A 1,091-nucleotide genomic window follows, 5' to 3' on the forward strand; every position below is an offset into this window, starting at 1 on the left:
CAGACACGTCCAGCGCCGCGCCGCACTCGAGCATGAGATGCACAACGCCTTCCGACTTGCCGACGACCTTGCCTTCGAGAATGTTCATCGCGGGCGAGCCGATGAACTGAGCGACGAAAAGGTTAGCCGGTCGCTTGTAGAGTTCGAGGGGCGTTCCAACCTGCTCGATGTTCCCGTCCTTGAACACGACGATGCGATCGGCCAAAGTCATTGCCTCGACCTGATCGTGGGTCACATAGATCATGGTCACATCCGGCATGCTTTGCTTCAATTTGGCGATCTCGATCCGTGTCGCCACACGCAACGCCGCGTCGAGGTTGGAAAGCGGCTCGTCGAAGAGGAACACCCGCGGATTGCGGACGATGGCGCGGCCGATGGCAACGCGTTGCCGCTGTCCGCCCGAAAGCGCTTTCGGCAACCTCCGCAGATACTTGCCCAGTTGCAGGATTTCCCCCGCCTTTTGAACCCGCTCGTCGATCTCGGCCTTTGGAACCCCGGCAATGCGCAATCCGAATGCCATGTTCTCATAGACCGTCATGTGCGGATAGAGAGCATAGGACTGGAACACCATGGAAATGCCGCGCTTGGAAGGCGCCACCGTGTTCATCCGCTCCCCGTCGATGACGAGGTCGCCGGATGTTATCGTCTCGAGCCCCGCGATCGAACGCAGCAATGTCGACTTTCCGCAGCCGGAGGGACCGACGAAGACAATGAATTCTCCCGACTTTATCTCGAGGTCGATCCCGTGCAGGACTTCGAAATCGGCATAAGACTTGCGTATGTTTCTCAGCGTCAGATCAGCCATCGTTCCCGCTCCATTTTCTTGGTTTCACTGCTTGGACACCGCACCCTCAGGGCGCGAGCCCGGCCAGGAACCGCGTTATCCGATCCGGCTTCCTGTTTTGGATTTCGAGGTCATTCTTCCGGCGAATGGCCCGACGGACGACCCTGGCGCCAGCGTAACGCAGGGGCTCTGGCGGCAGCCGCGTCCGTCTGCCGATGCCGACCAGTCCGCACCGGCTCCACACATCGTCGCGGTCGAGGACAAGGCTTGCCATGATCTTCCCGGCGACCGGCGCCTGCGCAATGCC

At 60.4% G+C, this 1,091-nt stretch carries 1 protein-coding gene and 1 pseudogene; both read right to left on the reverse strand.

Annotated elements, in window-relative coordinates:
• Positions 1-805 (reverse strand): ABC transporter ATP-binding protein (locus tag HV823_RS26335; RefSeq protein ID WP_246302018.1); only part of this gene is annotated, 805 nt, incomplete at its 3' end.
• Between the two features lie 46 nt (positions 806-851).
• Positions 852-1,091: pseudogene (locus HV823_RS26550) on the reverse strand (NAD(P)/FAD-dependent oxidoreductase); the annotation flags it as partial.

This window comes from Mycoplana rhizolycopersici (genome assembly GCF_013378445.1).
GTDB classification, from domain to species: domain Bacteria; phylum Pseudomonadota; class Alphaproteobacteria; order Rhizobiales; family Rhizobiaceae; genus Mycoplana; species Mycoplana rhizolycopersici.